At 62.9% G+C, this 13,193-nt stretch carries 14 protein-coding genes; 4 read left to right on the top strand and 10 right to left on the bottom strand.

Going from position 1 to position 13,193, the window contains the following annotated elements:
- Window positions 1-25: 25 nt before the first annotated feature.
- Both CEJ45_RS03805 and CEJ45_RS03800 read right to left on the bottom strand, forming a co-directional pair.
- Window positions 26-331, bottom strand: coding sequence for an RnfH family protein (locus CEJ45_RS03805; RefSeq protein WP_088753877.1), 306 nt, complete (start codon window positions 329-331; stop codon window positions 26-28).
- On the bottom strand, window positions 324-755 hold the full coding sequence (locus tag CEJ45_RS03800) for a type II toxin-antitoxin system RatA family toxin (RefSeq protein ID WP_013234181.1): 432 nt from the start codon (window positions 753-755) through the stop codon (window positions 324-326). The genes CEJ45_RS03805 and CEJ45_RS03800 overlap by 8 nt, the downstream gene beginning before the upstream one ends.
- A 67-nt stretch (window positions 756-822) precedes the next feature.
- On the opposite strand from CEJ45_RS03800, the gene smpB reads away from it, so the two are divergent.
- The gene (gene smpB / locus CEJ45_RS03795; protein WP_088753876.1) at window positions 823-1,272 is read left to right on the top strand and encodes an SsrA-binding protein SmpB; all 450 of its coding nucleotides are present in this window, start codon (window positions 823-825) and stop codon (window positions 1,270-1,272) included.
- Between the two features lie 72 nt (window positions 1,273-1,344).
- On the opposite strand, the gene CEJ45_RS03790 is transcribed toward smpB, so the two are convergent.
- Window positions 1,345-2,907, bottom strand: a complete 1,563-nt coding sequence (locus CEJ45_RS03790) for a tetratricopeptide repeat protein (RefSeq protein ID WP_088753875.1) — start codon at window positions 2,905-2,907, stop codon at window positions 1,345-1,347.
- Between the two features lie 46 nt (window positions 2,908-2,953).
- Window positions 2,954-3,697, bottom strand: a complete 744-nt coding sequence (locus CEJ45_RS03785) for a hypothetical protein (protein ID WP_088753874.1) — start codon at window positions 3,695-3,697, stop codon at window positions 2,954-2,956.
- A gap of 372 nt (window positions 3,698-4,069) precedes the next feature.
- Between CEJ45_RS03785 and CEJ45_RS03780 the strand changes: the two genes are divergently transcribed.
- Both CEJ45_RS03780 and CEJ45_RS03775 read left to right on the top strand, forming a co-directional pair.
- Window positions 4,070-4,759 (top strand): response regulator transcription factor, encoded by a 690-nt coding sequence (locus CEJ45_RS03780; protein ID WP_039788247.1) that lies wholly within the window; start codon window positions 4,070-4,072, stop codon window positions 4,757-4,759.
- 1 nt (window position 4,760) lies between these two features.
- A complete protein-coding gene (locus tag CEJ45_RS03775; protein WP_088753873.1) occupies window positions 4,761-6,185 on the top strand; it encodes an ATP-binding protein in 1,425 nt (474 codons plus the stop codon).
- 131 nt (window positions 6,186-6,316) lie between these two features.
- On the opposite strand, the gene CEJ45_RS03770 is transcribed toward CEJ45_RS03775, so the two are convergent.
- The 5 genes from CEJ45_RS03770 to CEJ45_RS03750 form a co-directional block, all read right to left on the bottom strand.
- Window positions 6,317-7,603, bottom strand: a complete 1,287-nt coding sequence (locus CEJ45_RS03770) for a serine hydrolase domain-containing protein (protein ID WP_088753872.1) — start codon at window positions 7,601-7,603, stop codon at window positions 6,317-6,319.
- A 3-nt stretch (window positions 7,604-7,606) separates the two neighbouring features.
- Complete coding sequence (locus tag CEJ45_RS03765; RefSeq protein ID WP_034336986.1) at window positions 7,607-8,518, bottom strand: SPFH domain-containing protein; 912 nt, start codon at window positions 8,516-8,518, stop codon at window positions 7,607-7,609.
- Between the two features lie 45 nt (window positions 8,519-8,563).
- Window positions 8,564-8,998 carry an NfeD family protein gene (locus CEJ45_RS03760; protein ID WP_088754031.1) on the bottom strand — a complete coding sequence of 145 codons (435 nt, stop codon included), beginning with the start codon at window positions 8,996-8,998 and terminating at the stop codon, window positions 8,564-8,566.
- A 136-nt stretch (window positions 8,999-9,134) separates the two neighbouring features.
- A complete protein-coding gene (ppsA, locus tag CEJ45_RS03755; RefSeq protein ID WP_229296935.1) occupies window positions 9,135-11,489 on the bottom strand; it encodes a phosphoenolpyruvate synthase in 2,355 nt (784 codons plus the stop codon).
- Window positions 11,490-11,499: 10 nt separating this feature from the next.
- A complete protein-coding gene (locus CEJ45_RS03750) occupies window positions 11,500-11,805 on the bottom strand; it encodes a hypothetical protein (protein WP_088753870.1) in 306 nt (101 codons plus the stop codon).
- Window positions 11,806-11,854: 49 nt separating this feature from the next.
- Here CEJ45_RS03750 and ppsR point away from each other — a divergent pair, with 49 nt between their 5' ends.
- The gene (ppsR, locus tag CEJ45_RS03745; RefSeq protein WP_039788257.1) at window positions 11,855-12,709 is read left to right on the top strand and encodes a posphoenolpyruvate synthetase regulatory kinase/phosphorylase PpsR; all 855 of its coding nucleotides are present in this window, start codon (window positions 11,855-11,857) and stop codon (window positions 12,707-12,709) included.
- On the opposite strand, the gene CEJ45_RS03740 is transcribed toward ppsR, so the two are convergent.
- Complete coding sequence (locus CEJ45_RS03740; protein WP_088753869.1) at window positions 12,690-13,184, bottom strand: DUF6314 family protein; 495 nt, start codon at window positions 13,182-13,184, stop codon at window positions 12,690-12,692. The genes ppsR and CEJ45_RS03740 overlap by 20 nt on opposite strands.
- Window positions 13,185-13,193: the final 9 nt, after the last annotated feature.

Genomic DNA, 13,193 nt, shown 5'->3' with positions numbered 1-13,193 from the left:
ATGTTGGGCCGGGCAGCAACGCCGCTCAAGGGCGGCCCGCTTGCTCCCGGTGCGCGGCACGGCGGCGGCGCGACTGCTTGGGGTCCGCAATCAGCGGCCGGTAGATCTCGATGCGGTCGCGTGCGCGCAGCACCGTGTCCAAGGTCTTGATCTTGCCGAAGATGCCGACCTTGCATACCGACAGGTCGATGGCTGGCTGCTCACGCAGCAGGCCGCTATCCAAAATGGCCTGCTGGATGGTACTGCCGGGCGCTACCTGCAGGTCCTGCAGGATCTGCAGGCCGGGCGCGGCGTAGCAGAGCTGGACTTGCAAAAAGGCATCGTCAGCCATATATCTGTTCGGCGCGTTTGCAGAAGGAATCGACGAAGCTGTTGGCGATCATGCTGAAGACCGGCCCGATCACCCCTTCCAGGATGCGGCTGGAAAATTCATATTCCATGTCGAATTCGATCTTGCAGGCATCCTCGCGCAGCGGCTTGAAGGTCCAGCGGCCTTCGAAATGCTTGAACGGGCCTTCCACCAGGCGCATGGTCATGCTGGTCGGGCGCACGTTGGTATTCTGGGTGCTGAAGGATTGCTTGAGGCCGTGATAATTGATCTTGATCTTGGCCGTGAGGCTCTCGTCACTGCGCTCGGAAACCTCGACACCGCCACACCAGGGCAGGAATTCAGGGTAATCCTCAACCTTGTCGACCAGGTTGAACATCTGCTCCGCGCTATAGTTGATCAGGACGGTTTTGTGTACGACTGCCATCGAGGGTGATCCGTTTGATAAAATCGCAAAGGCACAATTTTAACCGACGAGACGAATTTTTATTTAGATGAGCATTATTGATAACAAAAAGGCCTTTTTCGATTACTTCATCGAAGAGCGATTCGAAGCAGGCCTCGTCTTGCAAGGTTGGGAAGTCAAATCGATCCGCGCCGGCCGCGTGCAACTCAAGGAAGCCTACGTGATCGTGCGCAATGGCGAGGTCTACCTGTTCGGCTGCCACATCAGTGCGCTGACCAGCACCTCCACGCACGTGCATCCGGAAACCACCCGGACCCGCAAGCTGCTCTTGAATGCCGCCGAGATCAGCAAGCTGATCGGCAAGGTGGAACGCTCCGGCTACACGCTGGTGCCGCTGAACTTGCACTACAGCAAAGGCCGCGTCAAATGCGACATCGGCCTGGCCAAGGGCAAGAAGCAGCACGACAAGCGCGAGACCGAAAAGCAGCGCGACACCCAGCGCGAAATCCAGACGGCGATGAAGCAGCATCGCCGCTGATCCCTTCCTGCATCCCCTGACTGCGACCACGGCTGCCTTGTGCAGCCGTTTTCCTGTCCGCTTGCAGCGCGCTCAGTCCCAACCGGCGAAGCGTTCGCGGCAGGCGGCCACGATCCCTTCGACCACGCTGCCCCACTGCCCTCGCTGCTGCTGGCGGAACAGCCTCACCGAGGGATACCAGGGACTGTGCTCGCCCTGCACGCCCCAGCGCCACTCGCCTTCCAGCCGCTGCGGCAGGAAGCACGGCAAGCCCAGTGCGCCGGCCAGGTGCACCACGGCGGTATCGACGCTGATGACCAACTCCAGCGCGCAGGCCAGCGCTGCCGAATCGGCCCAGTCCGCCAGCGGGAAGCTGCGGAGCCGCCCGGCCAATTGCTGGTGCACGCGCTGGTCGGCTAACGGGATCTCGACCTGCAGGCTGACCACCTCCACCGGTAATTCAAACAGGGGCAGCCACTCGGCCAGCGGCACATCGCGGCTGGGATGCGGGGTGGCGTACTGACGCCCGGCCCAGGCCAGCCCGATGCGCGGACGGCGCGGCGCCGCATCCGCACCCTCGGCGAGATGCTGCTGCCATTGTTGCAGCCTCGCCGAATCCACTGTCAGGTAAGGCGCGGAGGGCGCCTGGCCCGGATGCGGCAAATCCAGCAAATACGGAAGACTGAGCAGAGAAGCGTGACAATCGTGCGGGCCAGCCTCGCTGACATGGGCCACGCAGCGCACCTGCGGAAAAGACGGCGCAAGCACTGCCAGCAAGCCCGACGGTGCGCACAGGGTGACCTGCGCCGCCTGCGCTGCCACCAGCGGCAGGTAACGCGCAAATTGCAGGCAATCCCCCTGCCCTTGTTCAGACCAGATGAGGACGTGTTTGCCGGTGAGCGATTCGCCAGGCTGCCAGCGCGGGCTGGGCGTGGCGATGGCGCGCCGGGCCAATTCCGGAATCTGGAAGCGCGCTTCATGTTCGCGCCAGCCCTCGGCATAGTCACCGCGCGTGAGCAGCATATGAGCACGCCCCACGCGGGCTTGAGGGAAGTCAGGATGGCAGCGTAAAGCTTCTTCATATCCGGCCTGCGCAGCGTCGATGCGGCCCATGCGGCGCTGGATGTCGGCACGATTGAAGGCGATCAGGGCGCACGTTTCACTGTCGGTGGCATCGTCGCAATAGCAGGCCAAGGCCTCTTCATGGCGATTGAGCCGCAGCAGGATATCGGCATGCAGGGCCTGGCCCTCCAGCGCGGGCAGCGGGCACGCAGCTTCGATGGCGGCCAGGGCGAGCAGCGGTTGATCGAATTGGTAATACAGTCGGGCCAGCAAGACCCGCTCATCGGGCCGAGGAGTATCTGCAAGTGCACTGGTCCACTGCTGCAGCACGGCACGATGGGCCGCAAGGGCTTCGTCATAGTCGGGCACCAGGTCGAGGCAGCGTTCGTAGGCTGCGGCGGCGCCCGCCAGATCGCCAGTCTCATGCAACAGGCTGGCCCGCTGCATGAGCACCGGGAGGAAACTGGCATCGAGCATCAAGGCCTGATCCAGCGCATCGATGGCAGCCTCGGGCTGCCCGGCGCCGCGCAGCGCGATGGCCTCGCACATCAGGCCCATGATGCCAGCCAGGGCGGCAGGGTCGGGAACATTCATGGCCGGCAGCTTAGCATGGCCTGCGGACCCGGCACTGCCCTTGCCGTCACGCCGTGGTGTCGATCAGGTTGCCCGTGGTCTTGCCTGCGGCCAGCTTGCTCTGCAGGCTTTGCAGGAAGCTGGAGAGCGAGGTCGTGGACGACGACGCCCCCAAGGAACCGAGGAGGTTGCTGAACGCACTTTGCAGCGAGGACACCGTACCGTCACCGGAACCTGAGTCAGTGCCATTGCTGTCGCCGGAGAGGCTGGAGATGAGACTCTGGAGATCCGCCTCCAGTCCGCCTCCCGGTGGCGGCGGACGACCGCCCGGCGTGTAGGCGCGTGCGGTGGTGTCGGTACTGGTTGAACTGGCGGTACTGCTCGTACTGCTCGTGCTGCTCGTATCACTGGTGGCCGACACGCTGCTGGAGCTGCTGTCCGAGGAAGACGTGGAGCTGGCCGGCGGCGGCCCCGGTGGCGGATTGTTCTGCCCCTTCAGGGCGGCCATCAATTCCTGCAGGAAGGCATCGAGCTTGGAATCGACGTTGGCTGAGGAGATGCTGCTGCTGGAGGAAGTGGAGGTCGCCGACGTCACCGAGGTGGCACTGGTGGCGGAACTGTCGAGATCCACGCCCAGCGCGGACAGGATATCCTTGAGCGCGCCGATCAGGCCCCCGCCCTTGTCACCGCGCGGCGGCGGTGGCGGCGCATCCATACGCGGGCTGGCGCTGGTGGAAAAACCGCTGGTCCCGGACAACCCCGACAGATCGGCAAGACTGAAATTGCTGGACGACACGCTGCTGATGGCCATGACGGACTCCTTCTTATTGTGCGCGATGCCCCATGCATCGCTCCCTTGTACATGCCAAAAGTATCGGTCATCAAGGCGTGTTAAGTTCACGCCTGCTGCGTAAAGCCGGGTAAAGTCTTGTTAAGCCCGCGTGGGCAGCGCTGCGGCGCGGGCCAGGCCGGGCGCGGGTTGCCGGCAGGCACTTGTGAACTTCCCGGCCCCGGAATGCGAGTTCAAGCGGCGTCCGGACACACCGCCAAGCACGGTAAATGAATGTAAAGATGCAATTGTAAAGAAGGCTGGAAACACTTCTGCAAAACCTTTTACGGCATATTACGGGCTGCCGACGCCCTGCGGCCTGGAGGCAGGGCAATTCGAGAATGGAATGCAGCAATGTCTAAAGTGCTTTTGATCGACGATGACGTGGAGCTCGTCGAAATGCTCAAGGAATACCTGGAGCAGGAAAAATTCGAAGTCAACGTCGCCCACGATGGTGAAGCCGGCGCCGCCGAGGCGCTCACCGGCCAATACGCCATCGCCGTGCTGGACGTGATGATGCCGCGCCTGAACGGCGTCGATACCCTGCGCCGCATCCGCGCCAAGAGCAACATGCCCGTCGTGATGCTGACTGCCAAGGGCGATGACACCGACCGCATCATCGGCCTGGAGCTGGGCGCTGACGACTACGTCCCCAAGCCCTGCACGCCGCGCGAGATTGCCGCGCGCATCCGCGCCATCCTGCGCCGCGCCTCGGCCGAAAGCAGCGAGCAGGCGCCCTATTCGCCGCTGGCCGTGGGCGCCCTGTCGATGTGGCCGGAACAACGCCGCGCCACCTGGAACGGCCGTCCGCTGGAACTGACCAGCAGCGAATTCAACCTGCTCGAAGTGCTGGCCCGCAATGCCGGCAAGCCGGTCAGCAAGCAAACCTTGTCCGAACAGGGCCTGGGTCGTCCGCTGGCGCGCTTCGACCGCAACATCGACGTGCACCTCTCCAGCATCCGCCAGAAGATCGCCGCGCTGGGCAGCGACAAGAGCTGCATCCAGACCGTCTACCGCCTGGGCTACCAGTTCATCAAGGAATAAAGTGGGCCGGCTTTTCTGGAAGTTCTTCTTCTTCATCGCGATCGCCCAGATCACCGCCACCTTCGGCGTGGGCGTGCTGTTCTGGATCGAGAACCTGGAACGCAGCAACCGCAATTCGGAGATCGACCTCAGTCCGCCGGCCTCCTTCATGATCCGCGCGGCCGCCGCCACCCTGCAGTTCGGTGGCCCGGAAGCCTTGCGCAGCCTGATCAACGAGGGCCGGCCGCATCGCCTGCAGCTCTACGCGGTGGACGAAGACAACCAGGACCTGATGGGCCGCGAGGTCTCGCCGCACCTGGTGGAGCAAGCGCGCCGCGTACTGGCCAGCGAACGCGAGCGCCGCGTGGTGGAACTGGTCAAGGCGGCCAACGGCCACAGCTACCTGATGTTCATCCCCACGCCCAATGACGAGTTCGGCCCGCCCCCGGGCGGCATGCCGGGCCGCGAACCGCGCTACATGAAGGATCGCGGCGGACCCAAGCCGCTGTTCTTCCCCACCATGCCCATTGCCGTGGCACTGGTGGCCAGCCTGGTGTTTGCGCTGCTGCTGGCCTGGTATTTCTCGCACCCGATCCGGCACCTCAAGAATGCCTTCAACCAGGCTGCCAACGGCAACCTGGACCAGGAACTGGAACCGGTCATGAGTGCGCGCAACGATGAGCTGGCCGACCTGGGCCGCGATTTCGACGCCATGACGGCCAAGCTGCGCACCTTGATGGAAAGCCAGCGCCGCCTGCTGCACGACGTCTCGCACGAGCTGCGCTCGCCCATTGCGCGCCTGCAGATGGCTATCGGCCTGGCGCGCGTGCAGGACAAGGACAAGCTGGAACTGACCCTGGAACGCATCGAACGCGAAAGTGTGCGCATGGACAAGCTGGTGGGCGAATTGCTGACCCTCTCGCGGCTGGAAGCCAACGTCCCCGGTTCGATGGAAGAAGCCATTGCCATCGAGGCCATGCTGGCCGACATGACCAATGACGCCAGCTTCGAAGCCGAAGCCCTGGGCAAGCGGGTGGAAAGCCGCATCGAAGGCCGGGTGCAGGTCAAGGGCAATCCTGAGCTGCTGTATCGCGCCATCGAAAACGTGCTGCGCAATGCCATCAAGCACACCGCGCCCGACACGGCGGTGCAGTTCGTGGCCGAACTCGACGAGGTCAACAAGCTGTTGCACCTGTCCATCCTCGATCGCGGACCGGGCGTGCCGGAGGAGGAGATGGACAGCATCTTCGAACTGTTCTTCCGCAGCAGCCGCACCAAGAGCAACAGTGCCGGACATGGCCTGGGGCTGTCGATCGCCAGGCGCATCGTGGAGGCGCATCAAGGCTTCATCCGCGCCGCCAACCGGCCCGATGGCGGACTGCGCGTGGACATCACCCTGCCCTTCATGGCCGATGAGCCGGCGCGGGGAGCGACTGCCGCGATCTGATTGCCGCCTCGCTGGCGATGGAGATGTGCGCGATACGCACGATATGAAGGATATGAAGGAGATACACCAGAACAAAGCCCCGTCCGGTTTCGCGCCGGACGGGGCTTTTCAATGCATGTTTGCTCAGTGAATCATCGTGCAGGAGAAGGCACAGCCGCCGGATTGACGATGGCATTCATCAGTCCGCGCTGCACCGCCACCTGGAAGGCCTGCAACTCGCCCACGCCCTGCTCCGGCGGATAAGGAATCGGCAGGCGGTTCATCAGCACGGCCCAGGTCCAGCCATCAGCGCGCGATTGCAGGTAGGCGTAAGTACCGGTGGTGAGCGCGCCGCTGTGGGAGAGTATCTCCACGCCATTGCTGCGGGTCACCACCCAGCCCAGGCCATAGTTGTTCTCTGCCTGCGCGGGATTGCGTTGTTTCATCAGCGCCAGCGCCTGCGGCTGCAGCAAGGCGGGGCCACCGCGTCCCTGGGTCGCATCGGCAAAGTGCACCAGGTCGGCAGCCGTGGCAATCCAGCCGGCGGTCGCATCCATGGACTTGAAATGCAGGGCCGAATAGGACTCCGGACCGGTGGCCCCACTGCCATCGCGATCGGCCACGGCGGGCCAGCGCGGGTCATCGTAGTAGACGGTCTCGTTGGCGGCGCGCTCGATGCGGCGGTCGCCGGCAATGGCGGCATCCTCCACGGCAGCAGGCTTGAAGACCAGCGCTTGCACGGCCTCTTCATAGGACATGCCGGACTTCTGCTCGACCAGGCGTCCGAGAACGTTGTAGGCGAAATTGCTGTAGAAGTACTCCGTACCGGGCGCCGCATCCAGCAGGCGCTGCTTGAGCACGTAGGCGATCACGTCGCGGGCCGAGGCCGGCGCGGCCACCTGGCGCGCCTTGGCAATATTGACCAGGTCATATTGCGGATCGTAGTCACTGCCTCCCCAGCCGCTGGTGTGCTGCAGGAGATCACGCAAGGTGATCTTGAGCACACGGCGGTCCAGTGGACCGGCAAAGTCCGGATAGGCAGCATCGGGCAACAAACCATCCGGGCCGAACACGGGCCGATCCAGCACCTGCGGCAACTCCTTCTCGAAGAGCTTGAGCACCGCCACCGCCGTCACCGGCTTGGAGACGCTGCCGATACGAAAACGCGTCAGCGGCGTGACCGGCGTATTGGATTCCGTCACCGCCATGCCGTAGCCGCGCTGGTAAACCAGCTTGCCCTGGTAGGCGATGGCGATGCTGGCGCCGGGCACCGGATATCGGCCCAGCAATTGCGTCATCTGCTGGTCGACCCGTTCGGCCAGAGCGGCGGTGTCGGCGGTTTCCTGGGCCTGCGTGGAAATGCAGGCCGACAGCAAGCCGGCCGCCATCAGCGCCGCCCACGGCTTGGAAGACAACACCGAAATGAAACGTGGACGCATGGCTTACTTCTGCTGCTTGACGACTTGCAGGGCCGAGGCGATCAGCCCGCTCATGTCCGCCAGGTTGGCCGGCACGATGATGGAGTTATTGGTCTTGGCCAGCTTGCCGAAGGCATCCACGTACTGCTCGGCGACCTTCAGGTTGACCGCATCGGAACCACCCGGCTGCTCGATGGCGGCGGCGGTCTTGCGGATCGCTTCAGCGCTGGCCTCGGCGATGGCGAGAATGGCGGCGGCCTGGCCTTCGGCGCGATTGATCGACGCCTGCTTCTCGCCTTCGGAACGGGCAATCGCGGCTTCGCGCTCACCGGTGGCAATGTTGATCTGTTCCTGCTTGCGACCTTCGGAGGCGGCGATCAGGGCGCGCTTCTCGCGTTCAGCCGTGATCTGGGCCTGCATGGCGTGGAGGATTTCCTTGGGCGGGGTCAGGTCCTTGATCTCATAGCGCAGCACCTTCACGCCCCAGTTCTCGGCCGATTCATCGATGGCGCTGACAATGGCGGTGTTGATGTGGTCGCGTTCCTCGAAGGTTTTATCCAGTTCCATCTTGCCGATCACCGAGCGCAGCGTGGTCTGCGCCAGCTGCGTGATGGCGGCGATGTAGTTGGAGGAACCATAGGAGGCGCGCATCGGATCGGTGATCTGGAAATACAGGATGCCGTCGACCTGCAATTGGGTGTTGTCCTTGGTGATGCAGACCTGCGGCGGCACATCCAGCGGGATTTCCTTGAGGATGTGCTTGTAGGCCACGCGATCGATGAAGGGGACCACGATGTTCAGGCCCGGGGCCAGCGTGGCGTGGTATTTGCCAAGACGTTCGACCACCCAGGCGTGCTGCTGCGGGACCACCTTGACCGTCTGCACGACGAAGACGATGGCAAGGAAGAAAATGACCAGAGTAACGCTACCCAGCATGGAATTCTCCTGAAAACGAGAGGGGGGAAGAAATGAAGATGCCGATCAACGCGGCGCCACCAGCAAGCGGCTGCCACGGATTTCGCGGATGACGAAGCTGCCGGGGCTGGCATGATGGCCGGGCAGCAGCTCCACATCCCACTGCGCGCCGCGATAAGGCACGCGCGCCATGAACTGGTTGCCGTGCACCTGCCAGGCCGCAACCTCGACGCTCTGCCCGATATCCAGCAGCAGGTTGGGATCATCGTTGGCGCTGCTGCGGCGCAGACGGCCATAAGGACTGCGGCGCAGACCGAGCACCGCCGCCACGCCGACCACGGCGGCCACCAGCAACTGCCACTCCGGCATCAAGCCGCACCAGGCGGCCACGGCACCGGCCACCAGGCCCAGCGCGATCATGAGCAGGTAAAAGGTGCCTGTGAAGAGTTCTGCACCCAGCAGCGCGCCGGCCAGCACCAGCCAGAGTGACCAGTCCGTCATCATCGAATCCCCATGAAGAAAACTGCAAACACCCGCAGTCTACTGCAGCTTGAGAAAATAAAACAAAGGCGCGGACATTTCTGCCCGCGCCTTTTACTTCTTTCGAAGTCCGTCGTGAGTGACGCTTAAAGCTTCATCACTTCTTGGCCAGTTGCTGCCAGGTGTCGATGACGGTATCCGGGTTCAGCGAGATGGACTCGATGCCCTGGTCCATCAGCCATTCGGCGAAGTCCGGATGGTCCGAGGGGCCCTGGCCGCAGATGCCGACGTACTTGCCCTTTGCACGGCAAGTCGCGATGACCTTGGTCAGCAAGGCCTGCACGGCCGGATCGCGCTCGTCGAAGTCGGCGGCCAGCAGTTCCATGCCGGAATCGCGGTCCAGGCCCAGGGTCAGCTGGGTCAGGTCGTTGGAACCGATGGAGAAGCCGTCGAAGTGCTCCAGGAACTGCTCGGCCAGGATGGCATTGGACGGGACTTCGCACATCATGATGACGCGCAGGCCGTTCTCGCCACGCTTGAGGCCATACTTGCCCAACAGACCAATGACCTTCTCGGCCTGGCCCAGGGTACGCACGAAGGGCACCATCACCTCGACGTTGGTCAGGCCCATGTCTTCGCGCACGCGCTTCATGGCCTGGCATTCCATCTGGAAGGCTTCGGCAAAGTCGTCGGCCAGGTAACGCGCGGCGCCACGGAAGCCCAGCATCGGGTTTTCTTCGTCCGGCTCGTAGCGCGAACCACCGATCAGCTTCTTGTACTCGTTGGACTTGAAGTCCGACAGGCGCACGATCACCGGCTTGGGCCAGAAGGCCGCAGCGATGGTGGCGATGCCTTCAGCCAGCTTGTCGACGTAGAAGGCCTTGGGCGAAGCATGGCCGCGGGCTACCGATTCGACGGCCTTCTTCAGGTCGGCGTCGATGTTCGGGTATTCCAGGATGGCCTTGGGGTGCACACCGATGTTGTTGTTGATGATGAATTCCAGACGCGCCAGGCCGACACCGCCGTTGGGGATCGACTGGAAGTCGAAGGCCAGCTGCGGATTGCCCACGTTCATCATCACCTTCAGCGGGATCGGGGGCAGTTCGCCACGGGCCACTTCGGTCACTTCGGTTTCCAGCAGGCCGTCATAGATCTTGCCTTCGTCGCCTTCGGCGCAGGAGACCGTCACCAGGGTGCCATCCTTCAGCACGTCGGTGGCGTCGCCACAGCCGACCACGGCCGGCACGCCCAACTCACGCGCGATGATGGCGGCGTGGCAGGTACGGCCGCCACGGTTGGTGACGATGGCCGAGGCACGCTTCATGACCGGTTCCCAGTTGGGGTCGGTCATGTCGGCCACCAGCACGTCGCCGGGCTGCACGCGTTCCATTTCAGCCGGATCGTTGATGACGCGCACCGGACCGGCGCCGATCTTCTGGCCGATGGCACGGCCGGTGGCCAGCACGGTGCCCGAGCTCTTGAGCTTGAAGCGCTGTTGCGCATCGGTGGCCTTCTGCTGCGACTTCACCGTTTCCGGACGGGCCTGCAGGATGTAGAGCTTGCCGTCGCGGCCGTCCTTGCCCCATTCGATGTCCATCGGACGCTGGTAGTGCTTCTCGATGATGGTGGCGTACTTGGCCAGTTCCACCACTTCGGCGTCGGTCAGGGAATAGCGGTTGCGCAGTTCCACCGGCACATCCACGGTCTTGACCGAGCGGCCGGCCTTGGCTTCGCCGGTGAATTCCATCTTGATCAGCTTGGAACCCAGGTTGCGGCGGATCACCGGCTGCTTGCCCAGTTCCAGCATGGGCTTGTGGACGTAGTATTCGTCCGGGTTGACGGCGCCCTGCACCACGGTTTCACCCAGGCCATAGCTGGAGGTGATGAAGACCACATCCTTGAAGCCGGATTCGGTGTCGATGGTGAACATCACGCCAGCCGCGCCCACGTCCGAACGGACCATGCGCTGCACGCCGGCCGACAGGGCCACTTCCGCGTGGGTGAAGCCCTTGTGGACGCGATAAGAGATCGCGCGGTCGTTGTAGAGCGAGGCGAAGACGTGCTTCATGGCTTCGAGCACGTTGTCGATGCCGACCACGTTCAGGAAGGTTTCCTGCTGGCCGGCGAAGGACGCGTCAGGCAGGTCTTCTGCGGTGGCGGACGAACGCACGGCGAAGGACATCTCGGCGGTCGAATCGGCCACCAGCTTGTCGTAGAAGGCACGGATCTCCTGGTCCAGGCGGGGCTGGAACGGGGTCTCGATGATCCATTGACGGATCTCCGCACCGGCTTGCGCCAGCGAACGCACGTCATCAATGTCCAGGCCCTCGAGGCGCTGGGCAATGCGGGCGGCCAGGGTCGGGCCGCCATCGGCGGAGTGCTCCAGGAAATCACGGAAAGCTTGCGCAGTCGTGGCGAAACCGCCCGGCACGCGGACACCGGCGCCGGCCAACTGGGAAATCATTTCTCCCAGCGATGCGTTTTTGCCACCGACGGACTCGACGTCCGTCATGCGAAGAGTTTCAAAGGAGGCTACGTATACTGCCCCCTGGGTGTTTACTGCGTTGGACATGACAACCCCTAGCTTGATGATAAGAAATCTTCGCGGGCGCGGCATGGGTCGGTTTATTTTTGTTATTCTGCGACGGTTGCGGCAGCAGGTGCGGCTTCGAGGACCAGCCCAGGGACAGCATCAGGCGCGCAGCCACACCGAGGACGTTCGCCAGTGCAAACATCATCAGGAATTCGGGCAAATTGCGCAGCGACATGACGGTCATCAAGATGGGCTTCTCGAAATTGTTGCCAAGCATTGTACCGCGTGAAATCATTTTTGTTCGTAGCACCTAATACTTTTTCTATTTTCCAAAAGACAACTAAATGCTCGACCCCATGCCGATCCCGCACCCTTCCCCCGTCGTGGCCGCCAACCGCACCGTGTTCTTCGTCTCCGACGGTACCGGCATCACTGCGGAGACCTTCGGGCATTCGGTGCTGAGCCAGTTCGAGCTGCGTTTCAAGCAGATCCGCCTGCCCTTCATCGATACCCTGGAAAAGGCCCACGATGCCACCCGCAAGATCAATGAGGCCTATGCGGTGGATGGCAAGCTGCCCATCGTTTTCTCTACGCTGGTGAAGTCGGAACTGTCCTCGGTGATCCGCCGCGCCAAGGCCATGCACATGGACCTGTTCCAGACCTTCGTGGAGCCGCTGGAGCAGGAACTGGAGATGAAGTCCACCCACACCATCGGCCGCAGCCACAACACCACCGATTCCGAGGAATATCGCAACCGCATCGAGGCCATCAATTTCTCGCTGGCACACGATGACGGCCAGTCCAACAAGAACCTGTCGGAAGCCGACGTGATCCTGGTGGGCGTGTCGCGCTCGGGCAAGACCCCGACCAGCCTGTACCTGGCCATGCAGTTCGGCATCAAGTGCGCCAACTATCCGCTGATCCCCGAGGATTTCGAACGCGAAAAGCTGCCCAGCGGGCTGGTGCTGCACAAGAAGAAGATCTTCGGACTGACCATCGCCGCCGAACGCCTCTCGGAAGTGCGCAACGAACGCCGTCCCGGCAGCAAGTACGCCGCGCTGGAAAATTGCCGCTATGAAATCAATGAGGCCGAGAAGATGATGCGGCGCGAAGGAATCCGCTGGATGTCGTCGACCACCAAGTCCATCGAAGAGATCGCCGCCACCATCCTGCAGGAGATCAAGCTGGAGACGCGCTGACCGACTGTCGGCGTGAAAATTCAGTGCGCACGCGAGTGCGCTTCTTCGGGCCGTTGATGGTGGTTTCCATCGTGAAGGAGTCTTCACTATGGACTTCATACACTGCGCTGTAGCAGTCCGGGCCGCACAGGTGATCGGCGGCCGGTATCAGTTCATGCCCACGCAACAGATAGTCCTGATAAGGCTGGCCGACGCGCTCGCCGTCGGCGAACAGCACGCACAGGCGATCCGCGCCAAAGCGATAGTCGAAGACACGGGAAAACGGAATCAAGCGCGCAGGCGCGGCGGCCATGCGCAGTTGGCCCTGCTCGCGGTAGACCAGCTGACCCGGTATCTGGCCTGTAGTGAAACTTAGTTCACCTGTGGCCGTCGCTTGCGGGCTTGCGCTGCCTTCCCAGATCGTGCGGCTGAAGGTCCATTCCCCGAGGAAGCAATCGGCCATGGCGGCCAGATCGGCGGGAACAAAGGCAGCCATGATGCGCGC

This window comes from Herbaspirillum aquaticum, assembly GCF_002213425.1.
GTDB lineage: Bacteria > Pseudomonadota > Gammaproteobacteria > Burkholderiales > Burkholderiaceae_D > Herbaspirillum > Herbaspirillum aquaticum.
The sequence above is the reverse complement of the archived record's forward strand: the minus strand, read 5'-3'. Positions and strand labels throughout refer to the sequence as shown.

Bases quoted from the DNA above. Each gene is read 5' to 3' on its own strand.
- CEJ45_RS03780 (WP_039788247.1), top strand. From the start codon at position 4,070: ATGTCTAAAGTGCTTTTGATCGACGATGACGTGGAGCTCGTCGAAATG.
- CEJ45_RS03770 (WP_088753872.1), bottom strand. From the start codon at position 7,603: ATGCGTCCACGTTTCATTTCGGTGTTGTCTTCCAAGCCGTGGGCGGCG.
- CEJ45_RS03765 (WP_034336986.1), bottom strand. From the start codon at position 8,518: ATGCTGGGTAGCGTTACTCTGGTCATTTTCTTCCTTGCCATCGTCTTC.
- CEJ45_RS03740 (WP_088753869.1), bottom strand. From the start codon at position 13,184: ATGGCTGCCTTTGTTCCCGCCGATCTGGCCGCCATGGCCGATTGCTTC.
- CEJ45_RS03785 (WP_088753874.1), bottom strand. From the start codon at position 3,697: ATGGCCATCAGCAGCGTGTCGTCCAGCAATTTCAGTCTTGCCGATCTG.
- CEJ45_RS03750 (WP_088753870.1), bottom strand. From the start codon at position 11,805: ATGATTTCACGCGGTACAATGCTTGGCAACAATTTCGAGAAGCCCATC.
- smpB (WP_088753876.1), top strand. From the start codon at position 823: ATGAGCATTATTGATAACAAAAAGGCCTTTTTCGATTACTTCATCGAA.
- CEJ45_RS03805 (WP_088753877.1), bottom strand. From the start codon at position 331: ATGGCTGACGATGCCTTTTTGCAAGTCCAGCTCTGCTACGCCGCGCCC.
- ppsR (WP_039788257.1), top strand. From the start codon at position 11,855: ATGCTCGACCCCATGCCGATCCCGCACCCTTCCCCCGTCGTGGCCGCC.
- CEJ45_RS03760 (WP_088754031.1), bottom strand. From the start codon at position 8,998: ATGACGGACTGGTCACTCTGGCTGGTGCTGGCCGGCGCGCTGCTGGGT.
- CEJ45_RS03790 (WP_088753875.1), bottom strand. From the start codon at position 2,907: ATGAATGTTCCCGACCCTGCCGCCCTGGCTGGCATCATGGGCCTGATG.
- CEJ45_RS03800 (WP_013234181.1), bottom strand. From the start codon at position 755: ATGGCAGTCGTACACAAAACCGTCCTGATCAACTATAGCGCGGAGCAG.
- ppsA (WP_229296935.1), bottom strand. From the start codon at position 11,489: ATGACGGACGTCGAGTCCGTCGGTGGCAAAAACGCATCGCTGGGAGAA.